The sequence below is a fragment of the Paraburkholderia oxyphila NBRC 105797 genome, assembly GCF_000685075.1.
GTDB lineage: Bacteria > Pseudomonadota > Gammaproteobacteria > Burkholderiales > Burkholderiaceae > Paraburkholderia > Paraburkholderia oxyphila.
In genome coordinates this window covers 13,392-31,657 of record NZ_BAYD01000020.1, presented here as the reverse complement: position 1 = coordinate 31,657, position 18,266 = coordinate 13,392, and the positions used below count along the sequence as shown (strand labels likewise).

Here is an 18,266-nt window from a genome sequence, read left to right as displayed (position 1 = left end):
GGGTAAGTTCAACGCTTCTTGTTGTACACGTACGTCGTGGTCTTCACGCCCTTCGGGAAAACCCGTCGAATTGCCGATCGTGCCGCCGCGTCGGCCTGCAGCAACACGTCGCGCACAGGTTCCTCGGGCCGGCCGCGGAACGAAGTGGGGTGAAAGTACTCGTCGTCGCCCACCGGATGGTCCGAGAAGTAATAGTTCGACACGCAGCAGCGCTGCTCGGCGCTTTCGTTCTTCGACACCGAGTGCCATGAGTGCTGGTTGGTCACCATCACGGCCAGGCGATTGAAGCGGCTCACGATCGTCACCGGCTCCGCCTTCGTGCCGTTCGGCCACACCTCCAGGTTGCCGCCCTTCTCGAGCGACCACTCCGGCGACACGTAATAAAGCAGATTCAGCACGCGATAGTGCTCGCGGTCCTTGTCGTGCGAATTGTCGAGATGCGGGTTGAGAAAGTGCCCCGGCGCCATCATTGAAATGCCGCCGGCGTAGAGATGCTCGTCGGGATACAGCGAGCGCAGGCCCGTGATCTCCTTCACGAGCTCGACCACGCGCGGCATCTGGAACGCGAAGATGAGCTCTTCGAGCAGCGGCGCGTGCGCGTCCATCTGCGCCGAAACATACTTGAGCTCGCGCAGGCTCTTGCGCAGCATCATTTTCGACGTATCGGGAAAGGCCGCGCGAATCTGCCGGGCGACGTCCGCCGGCAGCACGTCGTCGATATGGAAATGGTTGATCGGCGCCGTCTGCGTCCACTGCTCGCGCAACCGTGCGCCTTCCGCCTCGAGACGCGCCGCAATGTGCTCGCCCAGTTGCGTACGATCCATGATGGCTGTCCTGCCTTCGATTTTCTGCATTCAATGATGATGTGCGCGCTGCGCAATCCTGCCGCCACGCGGCGTCGCGATGACCTCGATGGCCGCAAGGCTCACGACGGCCGCAAGCGTCAAACCCGCTGCACGACCCCACCGCCTTCCACCCGCGGCGCCCCGCGCATCGCCTCAAGCGCCGCGCCCACCGCATCCTGCGCGCGCGCCGCGAGCTTGCGCCGATCCTCACCGGGCTCGATCGCCTCGCCCACGTACACATGCGCCGTGATCGGCCCTGCCTTGAGCAGCGCGTCGAGCGACTCCTTGAGCGAAACGTCGTCGATATACGCCGGCGCCGCCGACTGCCGCCCCTGCGCGTCCTCGTACAGGATGCAGATGGGCTGCACCGGCTTGCCCGCCGACACCGGCGCCTGGAACATGTTCGAGTGGAACGGCTTGATGGCGAAGCCGTCGGTGGTCGTGCCCTCGGGGAACACGCACATCAGCTCGCCGCGCTCGAGGCGCGCCGCCAGCTCGTGCATGATGCGGCGTGCGTCGCTGCGCTTCTCGCGCTCGACAAACACCGTGTCCAGATTCTGCGCGAACCACCCAATCAGCGGCCAATGGCGGATCTCTGCCTTCGAGACGAACGGCGTCGGGCGCCACGCGTTGATCACGTAAATGTCGATCCACGAGATGTGATTGCTGACGACGAGCGCACCCGCGTCCAGGCGCGCCGCGTCGTTATGGACGACGAGCTTCATGCCGCACAGCTCGAGCATCCTGAGCGACCAGGCGCGGTTCATGGCATGGCGCGCCTCGGGCGTGGCACGCGGGAAGCGCACGCCAACGGTCCAGGCGCCGCGCAGCAGGTGCCCGAGCAGTCGGGCTTTGCGTATAAAGAGGCTCATGGCAGTTCGGGTGTCGAAGTCGGTCGCGAGTGCGCTCGTTGAACCTCAATGAGGTTCCGCGTGGCGCTCGAAGCCGATGCGCCCCGCCACCAGCGTCGCGCGCACTACGGCGGGCAACTCGTAGCCGAGGAACGGCGTGTTGTGTCCCTGGCTCTTGAGTGCGCGCGGCTCGACGCGCCAGTGCGCGTTCGCATCGAACACGCAGAGGTCAGCCTGCGCCCCCACGTCGATACGCCCCACGGCGTGCTGCATCACCGAGGCCGGCACCGAGGTGACACGCGAAAGCGCCTTCGCGAGCGGCACGCCGGCTTCCTGCGCCCACTTCACCGTCAGCGAGAGCAGCAGCTCGAGCCCGCTCGCCCCCGGCGTCGCTTCGGCGAACGGCAGGAGCTTTTCGTCGTCGTCCACGGGCGTGTGCTGCGAGCAAATCGCGTCGATCGTGCCGTCGGCGAGGCCCGCGCGAATCGCCTCGCGGTCGCGTTGCTGGCGCAGCGGCGGATCGAGCCGGAACTGGGCGTCGAAGTAGCCGATGTCCATGTCGATCAGGTGCATGTGATTGGCGGTGACGTCGCACGTCACCGGCAGTCCCTCCGCCTTCGCCGCGCGCACGAGCGCGACACCCGCCGCCGACGAAAGATGCTGCACGTGCACGCGCGCGCCGGTCACGCGTATCAACTCGAAGAGCGTGTGCAGCGCGATGGTCTCCGCGCTCACCGGCACGCCCGAGAGCCCCAGCCGCGACGCCAGCGCACCGCTCGCCGCCACGCCGCCCTTCGCGAGATACGCGTCCTGCGGGCGCAGCCACACGGCGTAGCCATAGGTGCTCGCGTACTGAAGCGCACGCAGCAGGACCTGGGTGTCGGCGATCGGCCGGTCCGCCTGGGTGAAGCCGACGCAGCCGGCCTCGGTCAGCGACACCATCTCCGTGATCACTTCGCCTTTCAAGCCGACCGTGAGCGCGCCGAGCGGATGCACGTGCGCACGCTCGAGCTTGCCCGCGCGGAACTTGAGCATCTCGATCAAGCCGGCCTCGTCGAGCACAGGATCGGTGTCAGGCGGGCACACGAGGCTCGTCACGCCGCCCGCGAGCGCGGCATTCATTTCCGAGTCGAGCGTGGCCTTGTGCTCGTAGCCCGGCTCGCGCAGCCGCGCGCTCAGGTCGACGAGTCCCGGCGCGACGACAAGGCCGGTCGCGTCGAGCGTTCTATCGGCGTGAAAGCCGGCCGGCGCGTCGCCGAGCGCGACGATCTTGCCGTCTGCGATGTACACGCCTTGCCGTGCTTCTGTGCCGCTCGCCGGATCGATCAGCGTGCCGCCTTGAATGTGAATCTTCATGCGCTGCCCTTTTTGTTCTCGCCCGTTCAATCGTGGTTACCGGCGACGATGCCCATCACCGCCATGCGCACCGCAATGCCGAAGCTCACCTGGTTGAGGATCACCGACTGCGGGCCGTCCGCGACCTGCGAGTCGATCTCCACGCCGCGGTTCATCGGCCCCGGGTGCATCACGATCGCATCGGGCGCGGCGAGCGCGAGGCGCTCGGGCGTCAAGCCCCAGCTCTTGAAGTACTCCTGCGCCGACGGCAGCAGCGCGCCGCTCATGCGCTCGTTCTGCAGGCGCAGCATGATGACGACGTCGACGTCCTTCAGCCCCTCGTCGAGGTTGTGGAACACGCGCACGCCCATCTGCTCTAGTCCGCCCGGCAGCAGCGTGCGCGGGCCGATCGCGCGCACTTCGGGCACGCCGAGCGTCGTGAGCGCGTGGATGTCCGAGCGCGCGACGCGCGAGTGCAGGATGTCGCCGACGATCGCCACGCGCAGGTTCGTGAAGTCGCGCTTGTAGTGGCGGATCGTGTACATGTCGAGCAGGCCTTGCGTCGGGTGCGCATGGCGGCCGTCGCCGGCGTTGATCACGTGCACGTGCGGCGCGCAATGCTCGGCGATCAGGTACGGCGCGCCGCTCGAGGCGTGGCGCACGACGAACATGTCGGCGTGCATCGCCGAAAGATTGCCGATAGTGTCCAGCAGCGACTCGCCCTTGCTCGTCGAAGACGCGTTGATGTTCAGGTTCAGCACGTCCGCCGAGAGGCGCTTGGCAGCGATCTCGAAGGTCGTGCGCGTGCGCGTGGAGTTCTCGAAGAACAGGTTGAACACCGACTTGCCGCGCAAGAGCGGCACCTTCTTCACGTCGCGGTCGGTCACGCTCACGAACTGCGTAGCGGTGTCGAGGATGTGCGTGACGATCGCGCGCGGCAGGCCTTCGATGCTGAGCAAATGCTTGAGCTCGCCGCTCTTCGTGAGCTGAGGATTGCCCTTCAGGAAGCCGTAGTGAAAGCGCTTGTCGTCCGGTACGGTCGGTGCCGGCGTGGGCTGTGTGTTCATCGCATTAATCCTGCGCTGGTGTCTGGCTCGATCTTGTTCGATCTAGCCGGGTCTGGCCGGGGTTGGGTTTGAGTCGGGTTCGGTCGCCGCTTTGGGCGCCGTATGCGCCTCGATGGCGCTCCGTGCGTGCGCCAGGCGCGCTCAGTGCGCGTCGCGAGGCTCGATGCGCAATTCGAAGTGGCCATCGTCGGCGCGCTCGAGCACTAGCGTCGAGTCTGGATCCAGCTGCACCTCGCCGCCCACGAAGCTTGCCGTCACTGGCAGCTCGCGCCCGCCGCGCTCGACGAGCACGGCCAGCTCGACACAAGCGGGCCGGCCGTAGTCGTAGAGCTCGTTGAGCGCCGCGCGCACGGTGCGCCCGGTGTGCAGTACATCGTCGACGAGCAGAATGCGGCGGTTCTCCACCTCGAACGGCAGCGCGGTCGGGCTCGCCTGGCTGTGCAGGCCCTTCTTCGCGTAGTCGTCGCGATGCAGCGCGACGTTCACCACGCCCCAGTTTGCCGCGCCAAGATCGCGTGCGAGGCGCTCGGCAAGCCAGGCGCCGCCGCTGTGGATGCCGGCGATCGCCACGCCGTCGGGCGCGCTGAACGCGCCGGCCGGGTAAGCCGCGCGGATCTGCTCGAGAACGGCGCGGTATAGCGCCTCGGCGTCGGGTGTGTTCATCAGGTGAATTGAGGCGGGTTTTCGTCGAAGTACTGCTGGAGGATCACGCAGGCCGCTTCGGCGTCCACGTGCTCCGCGCGCTCGCCGCGCTCGCGCAGGCGGGATTCGGCGTCGACCGAGGAATAGCGCTCATCCACCCATACCACGGGCAGATTGAAGCGGCCATTGAGTTGATTGCCGAAGCGCTTGGCCAGCTGCGTCATGACGTGAGGCGTGCCGTCGGGATGGCTCGGCAAGCCGACCACGAGCAGGTCGGGCTGCCACTCGCGCAGCAATTCGCCCACGGCTTCAAATCGATAGCCCTGGCTGCGGTTCTGGATCACGGTGAGCGCGCGGGCACTGCGCGTGAGCGCGTTGCCGAGCGCCACGCCAATGCGCTTTTCGCCATAGTCGAACGCCAGCAAGGTCGCCTCGGCGGCGCCTCGCCCCGCGGCCATGCTCATGCGTGGCCTGCTTCGCCCGACAGCATCGACGACGAAATGCCGAGCAGCGCGAGCGCCGCTTCGAAGCGCTCTTCGGCGGGCACGTCGAACACGATCTTCGGATCGGCTTCAACCGTGAGCCAGCCGTTCTTCGAGATTTCGTCTTCGAGCTGGCCCGCGCCCCAGCCCGCATGGCCGAGCGTGAGCAGGAACTGCTCGGGGCCGGTGCCGCTCGCGACGGCTTCGAGCACATCCTTCGACGTGGTCATCTCGAGGCCGCCGGGTACCGACATCGACGAGGTGTAGTTGGTGCCGGACTTGGGTGCGTGCAGGACGAAGCCGCGCTCGGTCTGCACCGGGCCGCCGAAATAGACGGGCACGTGCAGCAGCGGTTCGATTTCGAGTTTGAGGTCGATGCGCGAGAACAGCGCTTCGAGATCGATGTCGGTAGGACGATTGATGACGAGGCCGAGCGCGCCGCGCTCGGAATGATCGCAAAGGTAGACCACCGTTCCTGAAAACGTGGGATCCGCCATATTGGGCATGGCGATCAGGAACTGGTTGGTCAGATTGATGCGATCGTTACTCTTGGACATGGTTTGAATTCTAGCAAAGACGATACGGAATGGCGGTGACCTTCAACGCCTTCCGGGTGCCCTTCGGGCCGTGCTGCGTGGCACGGAGAATGGCTCACTCTACCATGCGCGGGCGACACGGCTGAATGGTAGCCGGGGCTTGCAAAATATGGCGGGCCAGCCGATGCGCCTCAACGCGGCACGAGCGGCGCTGCTGCGCCCGCTGCACCCGCGGCGATTGCGCCGCCTGCGCCTGCTGCAATCGCTGCGCCGAGCGAGCGCACCGCTGCGCTCGCGTCCGGTTGCGCGACGCCCGCCGCCACCTTGTGCAGTATCGCGCGCAGCGCCTCGTTCGCGTGCCCGATCGCCTCCGTGCCGGGCGGCGTCGCGGCCACGCCACGCCCTGCCGCAGCCGAGTGCGCTTGCACGCCGGCATCGGCCGCCGCACCGGCTGCCGCCGCGTGCGCGGTACACCGCCAGGCAAGGCCGAGCGCGTCGGCGAGCAAGCCCACGTGGCCAAGCCCGAGCGCCCACGCCGCCGCGCCGGTGCGGTACGCCGCATCGGCCGCGACGAGCGCCGCCGCCGGATCGGCCGGCGCGCCGGCAGGCCGCAGCGACAACACGCGGGCGGCGGTGCCGAGCTCGAGCATTGCGGCGTCGGCAGTCTGCAGGAAATCTTCGTAGGCGTTGCCGTTCACGACGAGCGCACCCAGCTCGCGTGTCGGCGCGACGCGCGTCGCCAGCGCGTCGGCTTGCGCGGCGCCGGCCTCCCAAAGCGCCTCGGACGCCTGCGTGCCCGCAACGTGCCAGTCCACGGTCAGGCCGTAGTCGAGCAGCAGATCGACGTCGGCGGTGTCTTCCGCGGCGGCGCCGAAGAGCGCGTAATCGCGCCACAAGAGCGCAAGCGCCATGCGCACGAACGACTGGGGCGCGACGCGCAGGCCACGCGCATGCTCGCCAATCAGCAAATTGCAGCGCGCGTAGAAACGACGCACTTCCTCGTCGCCCCAGGTCGTCATGCCGCGCCGCAGCACCCGGCCGCAAGCCGATGCGAGACGCCAGAAGTCGTAGGGATCGGCGCTGGCGAGATCCGCGAAACACGCGTCCATCTCGCCGAACGCGGCCTGCGCGAGCGCTTGCGCCGCTCGGCTGCCATTGCCGTTGCGCGCCTTGAGCGCGGGCAACAGCGCCGCCTCGTAGCGCGCACGGGCCTGTGCGAGCCGATGTGCGGGCTGTGTGCTCAGCGTGGCGACCGCGATGGGCCGGCCATGCAGCGCGACATCCTCATAGGCGAGCGCGACGCCCGGCGCGTGCTCCGCCAGCGCTTCGACGAGGACGCGCTGACGCGCATAGAGCGCCGGCGAACAGGCCAGCTCGCGCAGGTTGTGACGCTCGAGCGCGTCGGCCAGATCGGCCAGCGCGACGCGAAACGCTGCGCGAACGGCTCGGTCGTCTGGCGCGTCGTGATCGTGCGCGGGCCGCGGCGGCATGCCCGGCGGCGGTGACGTGGAAACGGATGCCGCCAGCGCGAGCGGCGAGGCAAGCAGCAGCGTGTCGGCAAAACGCGCCGCCGCGAGCCAGCCCGCGTCGCGCAGCGTGCGCGCCGCCTGGCGCAGCGGCCGGGCGACGTCGCGCTGCTCGTCGAGCGCGGCAAGCGCCTGGGCCAGCGCTCCGTGAGCGAACGGCACATGCCCGCCACGCGGATTGGGCAGCGCTTCGAAATGGGGGGCCGACATCGTATGAAGACTCATGAGACAGCGCCAGGAGCAATTGCGATGCGGATGCGATAGCGGCGAGCCGGCCGGCTGGCCGACTGCCCCGCGCGGAAACCGGCGAAATCAGCCGGAAGGCGCCAGCGATCAATGCCGGCGAGAAGCGCAGCAATTTGCGCGCCGCGAGGGCCGCGCGGCATTCTGTGCCAGAGCTTCTGCACAGCGTGCCGCTACCACCAGCCGGCACGACGTTCGAAAACGATACTTAAATGGCAGACGATTCGGCTGGAGACCCGCCAGCATACCCTCATAACATCGTGCCACCCGGCGCCGCCACATGCACATAAACAGCCAGGAAAAGCAGGTACGAAATCAGCCGGCGATCAAGGCAATCGAAGGACCGGCCGAAGCGCCAATCGGGCTGCCTGCAAGCAATGCCACCTGCAGGCCGACGGACCGGCGGTGAGGCGCCGCTTCGGCAGCGGGCAAGATGCCTCAGATCTGGACCATCTCGAAGTCTTCCTTGCGTGCGCCGCACTCGGGGCAGGTCCAGTTGATGGGAACATCCTCCCAGCGCGTGCCGGGCGCGATGCCTTCGTCTGGCAAACCGGCTTCTTCGTCGTAAATCCAGCCGCAGATCAGGCACATCCAGCTTCTATATTCCATTCTTATGCCGCGTCGAAAAGTCCAAAAAACCGCCCGCGCGCACAGGCCGCGACCGGTCGGGAAACTGCCAGGAAAACAAGAGCCATGATGGTACCGTGTTGCCGTTTCCATGCCTAGCAACTGTGTCGGCACTCGAGTGCTGTGCCTGGCGCACTGTCAACGCGCGAAAATCCCTCGCAGAGATCGCGTCATCCGTCCCCCGCAAGCGCCGCGAGGCTGCATAATTGACTTGTCGGCGCCTGAATAGATAGCGGCGCCTGCATCTGCACCGCGTCTGCACTGCATTTGCACCCACAGCGAGCCAACCCAACTCTCCCCGTCAACGTTCATGTCCGGCGACACCCCTCCCATCGTCCTTACCTTCGGCCTTTCCGATCCGACCGGCGGCGGCGGCCTGCAAGCCGACCTGCTCACGCTCGCCAGCATGGGCTGCCACGGCGTGAGCGTGCTCACCGGCTATACCGTGCGCGACTCCGCCGGCTGCGACGAAGTCACCGGTCTCGACCCCGAAACCGTCGCGAGCCAGGCACGCATGCTGCTGGAAGACATGCCCGTCGCGGCATTCAAGGTGGGCGCGGGCACGCGCGCCGAGGTGGTGAGCGCGATTGCCGAAGTGGTCGCCGACTACGACGAGGTTCCGCTGATCGTCGCGCCCGACTTCACGCTCGACGACGAGCACGTGCTGGCCGCCGATGAGCTGCGCGAAGTCGTGACCGATCTGCTCGTGCCGCAGACCACCGTGCTCGTCGCCGACGTCTCGGTGCTGCTGGCGCTCGCGCAGCCCGACGGCGACGCCGATACGCCCAGCATCGACACCGCCATCTCGCATCTGCTTTCCACCGGTTGCGAATACATCCTCTCGATGGAGACGGGCTCGCACCGCGTGGTGAACACGCTCTATAGCGAAGAAGGCCAGTTGCGCCAGGACTTCTGGGACCGCGCGAACCAGCCGATGATGGGCCTCGCCGACACGCTGGGCTCGGCCATCGCCGCGCTGCTCGCGAACGGCCAGGAGCCGCCCGAAGCGGTGCGCGAGGCGCAGGAGTATCTCTATCAGGCCGTGCAGAGCGCGTTCCGGCCAGGGATGGGTGCGTGGATGCCGGACCGGTTCTTTTGGGCGCGGAGCAACGACGCCGAGGGCGGCGAAGCAGCGCCGGGCGGCGCCGACGATCCCGACGATCCGCCGCCGGGCGAGGCGCGGCACTGATGTAGCGCTGAAGGGGCGGCGCGTGAGATCACAAGCATGCTGCTTGCCCCATCAGCTCCAGACCGTATAGACAAAAAAAAAACCCGCATCGCTGCGGGTTTTTTCTTTTCGGGCTGGGGAACGCACCTCACGGTACGCCCCCTGCACTTCGATGTAATTTCGGCGTAAGCCGCTATTACATGTCCATGCCCATGCCGCCCATGCCGCCGGGCATGCCGCCAGGCATCGGAGCATCTTCCTTCGGCAGTTCAGCAACAGCTGCGTCCGTCGTCAGCAGCAGGCCAGCAACCGAAGCTGCGTTTTGCAGCGCGGTGCGCGTGACCTTCGTCGGGTCGACCACGCCGGCTTCCACCAGGTCGCCGTACTCGCCGGTCGCTGCGTTGTAGCCGTAGTTGCCCTGGCCAGCGGCAACCGCTGCCACGACCACCGAAGCTTCTTCGCCGCCGTTCGTGACGATCTGGCGCAGCGGCTCTTCCATGGCGCGCAGGACGATCTTGATACCTGCGTCCTGGTCAGCGTTCGCACCCTTGACGCCGGCGATTGCCGTACGTGCACGGATCAGCGCAACGCCGCCGCCCGGGACGATGCCTTCTTCAACGGCAGCGCGGGTTGCGTGCAGCGCGTCTTCCACGCGTGCCTTCTTTTCCTTCATTTCGACTTCGGTCGCAGCGCCGACCTTGATCACTGCCACGCCGCCTGCCAGCTTGGCAACGCGCTCTTGCAGCTTTTCACGGTCGTAGTCCGAGGTCGCTTCTTCGATTTGCGTGCGGATTTGCTTCACGCGCGCTTCGATGTTCACGGCTTCGCCAGCGCCGTCGATGATCGTCGTGTTTTCCTTGCCCACTTCGATGCGCTTCGCCTGACCCAGTTCAGCCAGCGTTGCCTTTTCGAGCGTGAGGCCGGTTTCTTCCGCGATGACTTGACCGCCGGTCAGGATCGCGATGTCTTCCAGCATGGCCTTGCGACGGTCGCCGAAGCCCGGAGCCTTGACAGCAACAGTCTTCAGGATGCCGCGGATGTTGTTGACGACCAGCGTGGCCAGAGCTTCGCCTTCGACGTCTTCAGCGATGATCAGCAGCGGACGGCCAGCCTTCGCGACTTGTTCCAGAACCGGCAGCAGATCGCGGATGTTCGAGATCTTCTTGTCGAACAGCAGGACGAACGGGCTTTCCAGCACCGCGACTTGCTTGTCCGGGTTGTTGATGAAGTACGGCGAGAGGTAGCCGCGGTCGAATTGCATGCCTTCGACGACTTCCAGCTCGTCTTGCAGCGACTTGCCGTCTTCGACGGTGATGACGCCTTCCTTGCCGACCTTGTCCATCGCTTCAGCGATGCGGTCGCCGATCGACGTGTCGCTGTTCGCCGAGATCGAGCCGACTTGAGCGATTTCCTTGTTGGTCGTGCAGGGCTTGCTGACCTTGCGCAGCTCTTCGATGGCTGCTGCGACGGCCTTGTCGATGCCGCGCTTCAGGTCCATCGGGTTCATGCCCGATGCGACGTACTTCATGCCTTCGCGGACGATCGACTGGGCCAGAACCGTCGCCGTCGTCGTGCCGTCACCGGCGTTGTCGCTGGTCTTGGAAGCCACTTCCTTGACCATTTGCGCGCCCATGTTCTGGAGCTTGTCCTTCAGCTCGATTTCCTTTGCGACCGAGACACCGTCCTTGGTGACCGTCGGGCCGCCGAACGAGCGCTCGAGGACCACGTTGCGGCCCTTCGGACCCAGCGTGACCTTCACTGCGTTGGCGAGAATGTTCACGCCTTCAACCATCTTGGAACGGGCGGAATCGCCGAACACGACGTCTTTAGCTGCCATCTTCTAACTCCTTGAATTCTTGATGAATAAGCGGTGGTCTGAACTTACTTGTTCACCACGGCCATGATGTCTTCTTCGCGCATCACGAGCAGTTCGTTGCCATCGACCTTGACGGTCTGGCCTGCGTACTTGCCGAACAGGACGCGGTCGCCGACCTTGACGTCGAGCGCGATCAGGGCGCCCTTGTCATCGCGCTTGCCCGGGCCCGTGGCCAGGACTTCACCTTGATCCGGCTTTTCTGCCGCTGCGTCCGGGATCACGATGCCCGAAGCGGTCTTGGTTTCTTGATCCAGGCGCTTGACGATCACGCGATCATGCAAAGGACGAAGGTTCATGGATAGATCCTCTATCTTGATTGGGACTTGAAAGACTCAAGAAAACCTGGCTGCCGGCAACCGCCAGCCAGAGATGTTTTAGCACCAGAGTTGTTAGCACTCTCATGCGGTGAGTGCTAATTATATGGACGGGGAATGACAAATTCAAGAACGGGCCAGATGGCTTTTTTTGAGGGGGGAGAGAGGCCGAAAATGGACGGTCGCGGCTCGGATCACGACCGCGAGAGAGGGGAGTTTGCGTTGCACAAACTCTTTACAAATCAATGAATTATGAGAATATCCAGCGATATCCGGGCCGCCAGATGAGGTGCGAATCCCGGCAGTGCGCATGCCCATCCTGCGCGTTCTTGCGTCAATTTGCGCGTCCCAGGGAATTCCCCACTCCGTCGCAATCCGTCGCAATCCGCCGCTTTCGCATGCCCTCCAGGCAGGGTGCCCGGTAACCCGACCCCTATTATTGCGGCTTCATTTGCGGCTGGAGCATCGCCGCAAATGAAGCCGGTGATCGTCAAGTTCCGCCTTTCGTCTTGAGGTCTTGCACGAGCCACTTGCCGATGTAGCGCGACCCATCTGACGAGAGATGGTCCCGGTCGGCATAAAAGAACTCGGCGCCCTGCCGTGCGTAGCAACTCTGCGCGTCGCACAGGAGCGGGACCGGGTTGAACACCTTGACGGCGGGAAACTTGTCCAGCACCGCGAGGATGCGTGCTTGAGTGCCCGTCAGCCGATGATCGACCTTCGCGCGCGGCACGGCACACGGCGAGCGCACGGAGATCTGCACGGGCCGGCGCACGCAGGTGTTCGGATCGAAATCCAGCTCGGGCGTGTCGAGCACGAAGACAACGGTCTTGTCGGCGGCGGTGAGCTTGCTCAGCGTCCGCTCGAGGCCGGCCAGGTAGACGTCCAGGTTGCTCCCCTCGCCTGACCGCCCCGCCAGTTCACCCGCCGCGGCCACGAGCCGGATATAGCCGCCCGTGTCGTAGTCGAAGCCGCCCGTGATCGACGAAATGGCATAGCTCGAGAGGATCACCGAATGGATATCGGGAGACTTGATCACGTAATCGAGCACGCCGTCGAACAGCGCCGCGCAGTGTTTGACGTAGCCGCCGAGGTGGATGTCGATGCCATAGAACGGCGGGCAATTGCCGCTGCCCACCGCGAAGAGCCCGGCGCCACCGGCGGAGAGCGCCGGCTCGAGCCCCGCGTAATACTGGTTGGCGTGGCTGTCGCCGAGCAGCGCCACTTCGGGGCGGCCGTTGGGCGCGGGCGTCATGCAGAAGTCGGAGCCTGGAAAAGCCTTCTTGCACTCGTCCGTGAATGTCCAGCCCTCTTTTTGCGCGCCGAAGCTCGCGTCCGGGAAGCGGCCGGGCAAGCCATCCTCGCGCGAAATCGCGTAGCTGGACAAGCCGATGCCCATCATCACCGCGAACAGGCCGCTCGCGACGCGCACCGGATAGCGCCGCGCCGGGCGGCTGAAGCGCGCAGGCGCCTCGATGAAGTAGAACGTGAGCGCGGATAGCACGAATGCCAGGGCGACCGCCGCGAGCAGCATCGAAGTCGTCGGGGCGCCGCTGCTCAAGAGGCGCACGAAGACGAGTATCGGCCAATGCCAGAGATAGAGCGGATAGCTGATCAGCCCGATATACACGAACGGCTTGAGCGAGAGCACGCGGCGGTTCAGCCATGCCTGCGGACCGGCCGCGATGATGAGCGTGGCGCCGCCCGTCGGCAAGGCCGCGCGCCAGCTCGGGAACACCGTCTTCGGGTCGAACAGCACGAGGCTCGCGACGATGAGCGCAAGCCCCGCGAACGCCGCGAAATCGCGCAGCGGCGGCCGCAGCCCCACCATCGCGCACCCCGGCTGCGTGTCCTGAGACGCGCTCGCGGCAAGCTTGCGCGCGCGGTGGAACTCCGCCCACGCGAGCGTGGAGCCGAACAGCAGCTCCCAGAAGCGCGTGACAGGCAAATAGAACGCGGCGGTGGCGTGTGTACCGCTCAGATAGATGCTGCTGGCGAGCGACAGCAAGATGGTCGCCACGATGGCGAGCGTCGCAACACGCCGGCTCGCGAAACGCCAGAGCACATAGAGCGCGACCGGCCAGACAATGTAGTACTGCTCCTCCACACCGAGCGACCACAAATGCAGGAGCGCGCTCGCCGAGGCGCCTTGCGAGAAGTAGTCCTGCGTCATGTAGAAGTAGATGTTCGCGACGAACGCCACGCTCGCGAGCGCATCGCTCGCGAGCCGCGCGAGCTCGCCGGAGGCCATCAGCACGAGGCCCGCCGAGAGGCTCGCGATCAGCACGACGATGAGCGCGGGATAGATGCGCTTGATCCGCCGTGCGTAGAAGTCGACGAGGCTGAAGCGCCCCTGATCGAGCGTCTCGATGATGTGCTGCGAAATCAGGTAGCCGGAGATCGCGAAGAAGATGTCCACGCCGACGAAGCCGCCCGCCAGCGTGCTCGGGAAAGCATGGAAGACGACCACGGACGCGACCGCGACGGCACGCAATCCGTCGACATCGGGTCGATAGCTCTGTGCGTTTTTGCGCGATGAGGCGCTCATTGTGGTGTCACCCTGAATATCCACGTGGCTGCGGGTTGCGCTAACGCGCGGGCCCGCAAGAAGGTGTACGAATGCGCGCGATGGCGCTGCGCGGCAGAGCGCGCTGCGTAGCATTGCCCCGCAAATGGTATCGGCACGGAGCGGGCGCACTGTTGGCTACCTCACACAAACTTGTGCAATGCGAAAGACTGTGCGTGCGTTGTATGTGCTACGGCACGTGTCCAACACGACGCGCGCATGGCGCAGGCGCAACAGAGCATGCGCACGGCGCGAGAAGACACACCGAACGGCGCGCCACCGTGGTTCAACGCACAGTCGGATCGCTTATCGCGCACACAGAATGCGTCATACGTGTCGTGACTCTCATAAGCGGCGGGGCCGGTTGCCTCGCCCTTCGCTCGTGCGCTCCATGGGCGCGCCCGCGCCGTCCGGAGCCCTTGCTATGCCCCTGCTGTCGAATGCGCTCGAGCGCGAACACAATAATTTCGATCTGGTCCGCCTGATCGCCGCGATGGCCGTGGTCTACGGCCATTCGTTCGTGCTCCAGCAACCCGACGGGCACACCGACCTCGCCACGGCGTTCCTCGGCTTCGATTATTCCGGCAGCCTGGGCGTGTTCGCGTTCTTCCTGCTAAGCGGCATGCTCGTGACCGCGAGCTTCGACCGTCAGCGCTCCGCCGCACGCTTTCTCGCGCTGCGCACCTCGCGGATCTGGCCGGCCGTTTTCGGCGGCGCGCTCGTCGTGATGTTCGTGCTGGGCCCGCTCTTCACGACGCTGCCCCTGCACCAGTACTTCGCATCGGGCACGACATGGGGGAACCTCGATAGCTTTTCCATCATCGTGCTTGGCAAGCGCATTCAGGTGCCCGGTGTGTTCGAGCACAACCGCTTCACCTCGATCTGCGAGCCGCTCTGGACGCTGCCCATCGAGGTGCGCTACTACTTCGTCGTGCTGATCACTGGCATGATGGGCCTGCTCAAAACGCGGCGCGGCATGATGCTGGCCGTGCTCATCGGCACGATTCCGTTTCTCGTGCATCCGCATCTGTCGCCGCATTTCTCGGTCACGCTGCGCAATCTCGCGAACAAGCCCGGTGGTTACGCGTTCTTCCCCGAACCGGTCTTCATGGCTGGCATGCTGCTTTACGCGTTTCGCGAGCGCGTGCCGGTCAGCGGCTGGGCAGCGGCGGCGCTGGGTGCCGTCTATCTCGCCCTGCGCGGCACGCCGCTCGCGCAACCCGTTTTCTACGTGGCGTTCGCGTATGGCGTGCTGTGGGTCGGCACCACGCCGCTCCTGCACCGCTTCGCGCCGCGCAACGACTATTCGTTCGGGATTTATATTTACGGGTTTCCGGTCCAGCAAAGCGTCGCTCACCTCTGGCCGAATATGGATCACCTCACGTCGCTGCTGATTGCCGGGCCCTTCATCTTCGCTTGCGCGTACGTGTCGTGGCACTGCGTCGAGCGGCCTGCGATCCGCTGGACGCGCAGGCGTCTCGCGAAATCGCGCCAGGCAGTGCAAGACGGCGCGCGCATGCCGGAAGTGGCGGCGCGGTAGGCGAAGTCTGCCTTACCTGCTACACCTGCCTCACCTTCGCCGCCCGCCTTACCTGCGCCCACCCCACCCCGGCGCCCGGCGCACCCCAAGCTGAACCGGTGCGAACACGCGTTGCGCTTGCCCGTCCTGCGCCGACGCGTCGCTCACGACCACCGGGGCATCGTCCACGACGACCGCGTGCCGACGCACCGGCATCGGCGCGCGGCGCCGCGCCCGCACCTGCAGGCCGCCCGCCGCGGCGGCCAGCACGTAGAAGCACACACCCAGATCGAAGGTCGAAGCCGTTGCCGACGCCACGATGAGCGCCGCGAACATCGCATGGCGCGAGGCATAGCACACCGCGCGCTCGGCGAACGGATAGTCGGGCGAAATCGGCGAGAGCGTGATCCTGGCAAGAAAGGTCGTGTAGCAGATCGCGCCGACCACGCCCAGACAGGCGAGCACCACCATCACGAAGCTCGACACGCGCACGCTGCCGAGCCCGACACCGATGCCATAGGTGTCGATAAAGTTCGTAAACGCCTGGGTATTGAAGCTCGAGCGCTCGACGCCCGAGTCGCTGTCCGCCTTGTTCAGCACCGTCGCCTGGACGAAGTCGCCGAGCGCTCGCGCCACGCCCGGCATGAACAGCATGATGTACAGCGCGCCCAGCACGCCCAGGCACGCCATGATCACCCACATGCGCGTCTTGCGCGCGCCGCTCGCACGCGAAATGCGGGTTGGGCGGCTCATGAGCAGCACCACCAGATAGCCGCCGAGGCCCACATACGCGCTGCCCGAAGTCGAAATCAGCAACAGCACGCCGGTTGCCGCAGCGAGCGCGCCCGCCATCTTCGGCCGATAGCCCAAGAGCCAGAGATTCATGCAGAACGCGAACAATTGCAGCGTGAAATACGCAAACGACGACGCCTCGCTGAACGTGCCGCTGATGCGCAGCAGGCCGCCGAGCTCGTCGCCGTTGAAGTAGGCAAAATCGGCGGTCTTCAGGAACGAGAGCGCATCGATGCCCACGACGTGCGAACCGAGGTCCACCACGGCCGCAAGCACGTCGAGCGCCGTGAGCCAGAGCACCGCCTTCGCAAGCACGTCATACGCGCCGCGGCACTTGAGCATCACGTACATGCAGCAGAACACCGCGAGATCGCCCACGCAATAGACCGCCTGCGAGATATTTCCCGAAACCGGCCCGAGCGACTGCAGCAGCCCCGCCGTGTTCGGATCGGCATTGCGGTCGATCGTGAACACGAGCGTCGAGCCGGCGAGCGCGCGCGGCAGCACCATGGCGCCGAACACGCCCCACGCACAGGTGCAGAGCAGCCAGAAGCCGGGCTTGCCGATGGACACCGACTCGCACAACGTCTTGCCGCCGCCGAGGTTGAACGCGCGGATCATGAAGAACGCGAGGAACAGATTGGCCGGCATGATGCCAATGCCGCCCGGCAGCACGAGCGCAACCGCGCACGCGAGCAGGCTGAAGATCACCAGTCCATAGATCGACCAGCGGTACGACGCGTTCAGCGCCAGCAGCCCGGCGAGGAACACGATGATGCCGTATGCGGAAAGTCCCACTTCAGCCCCCAACCCCGGATGCCTGGCGCGCATCGGGCGCGCGCCGTTGTCTGTCTTTATCTGTCACCGCACGCCGCGCGCTCAGAGTTCGAGGATGCGCTGCGGATGAAGGATGCCCTTCAGGATGTCCACGAACGCGAGCGCATTGCCCTTGAGCCGTCCGCGATAGTCGAACAGCGGATTGCCGCGCATGCTGTGATAGAGGTTCGAGCACAGGTGCCGCGAAATGAAACTGCATGCGCGCCGCGGCGCCATGGTGTGCTTGCGCGCGAGATAGATCGGATTGGCGATCTGCGAATAGCCCAGACGCACGCCCGAGGTCCGGCCGCTCTTCACGCCCATGTGCACGCCCAGACACGACGGCTCGTACACCGCCGTTCCGTGCGCGAGCGCGCGCGCCGTGAAGTCGTAGTCCTCTTGCCAGCCGTAGAGCGGCAGCGCTTCGTCGAAGCGGCATTGCAGGATCACACGGTCGACGAACGCCATGTTGCAGCCATACGCACAGCCAATCTCGCGTCGCTGCGCGCCCGTGGCCCAGTGCTCCTGCGGGGCGCGCTCGCCCGAGAGCCACGCGAGCGCGTCAGCTTCCGTGAGGCCGCCGCCCTTGACGCCATCGGCGAGGATCTGCCCCGTCATGCCGATCACGTGCGCGTTCTCCTCGAACAGCGTCTCGCATCCGCGCAACCATCCACGATGCGGCCTGAAATCGTCGTCGAAGAAGCTCACGAACCAGCGCGCCTCATCGGACACATTCGCGGACACATTCGCGGACCCATTCGATTGCGCGCCGCGCACATCCGCGAGCAGTGCCTCGATACCGGCATTGCGCTGGGTCGTCAGACCCGATCCCTTCGCGATCAGCAGCTTGACAGCCGCCGTGGCGCAGAGTGGATGCCCTTCGATACGCGGCAGATCGGCCGCGCTCGCCCCGACGATATAGACCGCGTGCGGCGGCGCCTCCTGTTCGTTCAGGAAGTCGAGCAGCGTGGCCGTTTCGACCGGCCGCCCTTTAGTCGCCACGATGACGTACCTCTTCATGCGTTTCCCCGATGTTCTCGAATGGTTAGTCGGTCTTGAGT

The 18,266-nt window shown here is 65.7% G+C and carries 16 protein-coding genes; 2 read left to right on the top strand and 14 right to left on the bottom strand.

Going from position 1 to position 18,266, the window contains the following annotated elements; all coding sequences use genetic code 11:
* Window positions 1-8 precede the first annotated feature (8 nt).
* The 9 genes from BO1_RS15505 to BO1_RS15460 all read right to left on the bottom strand — a co-directional run bounded on the left by BO1_RS15505 (window position 9) and on the right by BO1_RS15460 (window position 8,136).
* On the bottom strand, window positions 9-824 hold the full coding sequence (locus BO1_RS15505; RefSeq protein WP_028218328.1) for a 2OG-Fe(II) oxygenase: 816 nt from the start codon (window positions 822-824) through the stop codon (window positions 9-11).
* 119 nt (window positions 825-943) lie between these two features.
* On the bottom strand, window positions 944-1,717 hold the full coding sequence (locus BO1_RS51255) for a lysophospholipid acyltransferase family protein (RefSeq protein ID WP_084687985.1): 774 nt from the start codon (window positions 1,715-1,717) through the stop codon (window positions 944-946).
* 45 nt (window positions 1,718-1,762) lie between these two features.
* Window positions 1,763-3,052 carry a dihydroorotase gene (locus BO1_RS15490; RefSeq protein ID WP_028218327.1) on the bottom strand — a complete coding sequence of 430 codons (1,290 nt, stop codon included), beginning with the start codon at window positions 3,050-3,052 and terminating at the stop codon, window positions 1,763-1,765.
* Window positions 3,053-3,078: 26 nt separating this feature from the next.
* Window positions 3,079-4,098 carry an aspartate carbamoyltransferase catalytic subunit gene (locus tag BO1_RS15485; protein WP_028218326.1) on the bottom strand — a complete coding sequence of 340 codons (1,020 nt, stop codon included), beginning with the start codon at window positions 4,096-4,098 and terminating at the stop codon, window positions 3,079-3,081.
* Between the two features lie 141 nt (window positions 4,099-4,239).
* Window positions 4,240-4,761 carry a bifunctional pyr operon transcriptional regulator/uracil phosphoribosyltransferase PyrR gene (gene pyrR / locus BO1_RS15480; protein ID WP_028218325.1) on the bottom strand — a complete coding sequence of 174 codons (522 nt, stop codon included), beginning with the start codon at window positions 4,759-4,761 and terminating at the stop codon, window positions 4,240-4,242.
* Window positions 4,761-5,204, bottom strand: a complete 444-nt coding sequence (gene ruvX, locus BO1_RS15475; RefSeq protein ID WP_028218324.1) for a Holliday junction resolvase RuvX — start codon at window positions 5,202-5,204, stop codon at window positions 4,761-4,763. Before ruvX ends, pyrR begins: the two co-directional genes overlap by 1 nt.
* Complete coding sequence (locus tag BO1_RS15470; RefSeq protein ID WP_028218323.1) at window positions 5,201-5,779, bottom strand: YqgE/AlgH family protein; 579 nt, start codon at window positions 5,777-5,779, stop codon at window positions 5,201-5,203. Before BO1_RS15470 ends, ruvX begins: the two co-directional genes overlap by 4 nt.
* Before the next feature lie 170 nt (window positions 5,780-5,949).
* Window positions 5,950-7,509 (bottom strand): hypothetical protein, encoded by a 1,560-nt coding sequence (locus BO1_RS51250; RefSeq protein ID WP_043285002.1) that lies wholly within the window; start codon window positions 7,507-7,509, stop codon window positions 5,950-5,952.
* A gap of 456 nt (window positions 7,510-7,965) precedes the next feature.
* Window positions 7,966-8,136 carry a rubredoxin gene (locus tag BO1_RS15460; RefSeq protein ID WP_008342674.1) on the bottom strand — a complete coding sequence of 57 codons (171 nt, stop codon included), beginning with the start codon at window positions 8,134-8,136 and terminating at the stop codon, window positions 7,966-7,968.
* Window positions 8,137-8,464: 328 nt separating this feature from the next.
* Between BO1_RS15460 and BO1_RS15455 the strand changes: the two genes are divergently transcribed.
* On the top strand, window positions 8,465-9,343 hold the full coding sequence (locus BO1_RS15455) for a hydroxymethylpyrimidine/phosphomethylpyrimidine kinase (protein ID WP_028218322.1): 879 nt from the start codon (window positions 8,465-8,467) through the stop codon (window positions 9,341-9,343).
* A 175-nt stretch (window positions 9,344-9,518) separates the two neighbouring features.
* On the opposite strand, the gene groL is transcribed toward BO1_RS15455, so the two are convergent.
* The 3 genes from groL to BO1_RS15440 all read right to left on the bottom strand — a co-directional run bounded on the left by groL (window position 9,519) and on the right by BO1_RS15440 (window position 14,060).
* On the bottom strand, window positions 9,519-11,159 hold the full coding sequence (gene groL / locus BO1_RS15450) for a chaperonin GroEL (protein ID WP_028218321.1): 1,641 nt from the start codon (window positions 11,157-11,159) through the stop codon (window positions 9,519-9,521).
* A 44-nt stretch (window positions 11,160-11,203) separates the two neighbouring features.
* Window positions 11,204-11,494: a co-chaperone GroES gene (locus tag BO1_RS15445; protein WP_028218320.1), complete on the bottom strand. Its 291-nt coding sequence runs from the start codon at window positions 11,492-11,494 to the stop codon at window positions 11,204-11,206.
* Window positions 11,495-12,002: 508 nt separating this feature from the next.
* Window positions 12,003-14,060, bottom strand: a complete 2,058-nt coding sequence (locus tag BO1_RS15440) for an acyltransferase family protein (protein ID WP_028218319.1) — start codon at window positions 14,058-14,060, stop codon at window positions 12,003-12,005.
* Window positions 14,061-14,502: 442 nt separating this feature from the next.
* Here BO1_RS15440 and BO1_RS15435 point away from each other — a divergent pair, with 442 nt between their 5' ends.
* Window positions 14,503-15,618, top strand: a complete 1,116-nt coding sequence (locus BO1_RS15435) for an acyltransferase family protein (protein WP_028218318.1) — start codon at window positions 14,503-14,505, stop codon at window positions 15,616-15,618.
* Window positions 15,619-15,666: 48 nt separating this feature from the next.
* Here the strand turns inward: BO1_RS15435 and BO1_RS51245 are convergent, their stop codons facing one another.
* Window positions 15,667-17,187, bottom strand: a complete 1,521-nt coding sequence (locus tag BO1_RS51245; RefSeq protein ID WP_063744683.1) for an O-antigen ligase family protein — start codon at window positions 17,185-17,187, stop codon at window positions 15,667-15,669.
* 81 nt (window positions 17,188-17,268) lie between these two features.
* On the bottom strand, window positions 17,269-18,225 hold the full coding sequence (locus BO1_RS15425) for a glycosyltransferase family 2 protein (RefSeq protein ID WP_028218317.1): 957 nt from the start codon (window positions 18,223-18,225) through the stop codon (window positions 17,269-17,271).
* Between the last annotated feature and the right edge of the window lie 41 nt (window positions 18,226-18,266).